This window comes from Mesorhizobium norvegicum (genome assembly GCF_004919685.1).
Classification (GTDB): Bacteria; Pseudomonadota; Alphaproteobacteria; order Rhizobiales; family Rhizobiaceae; genus Mesorhizobium; species Mesorhizobium norvegicum.
On record NZ_SMYZ01000190.1, the window covers coordinates 1 to 398 of the forward strand.

General features: G+C 61.6%; 1 protein-coding gene. It reads right to left on the reverse strand.

Features of this window, described 5'->3' with window-relative positions; genetic code table 11:
* Positions 1–397: IS6 family transposase (locus FCU66_RS40605; protein WP_136625525.1), on the reverse strand; the 397-nt coding region annotated here is incomplete at its 3' end.
* Between the last annotated feature and the right edge of the window lies 1 nt (position 398).

Consider the following 398-nt stretch of genomic DNA (forward strand, 5'->3'; position numbering starts at 1 on the left):
GCCCTTGTGCCTTCAGCAGTTTGCGCATCAGGCGCCTGGCGGCCTTTGTATTCCTGCGGCTTTGCACCAGAACGTCGATGACAAAGCCTTCCTGGTCGACGGCCCGCCAGAGCCAGCATTTCTTGCCCGCGACGCTGACGACAACCTCGTCGAGATGCCATTTGTCGCCGAGGCGGCCGGCGGATCGGCGACGGATCTCATTGGCGAAATGCCGTCCAAATTTCTCCGCCCAGTCCCGGATCGTCTGGTGGCTGACGACGATGCCGCGGGCCGCCAGTATGTCCTCGACCATGCGCAGGCTAAGCGGAAAGCGGAAGTAGAGCCACACTGCATGCGAGATGATCTCGGCCGGAAAACGGTGGCGGCGATAGAGCGGATCACGGGAAATCTTCGACATG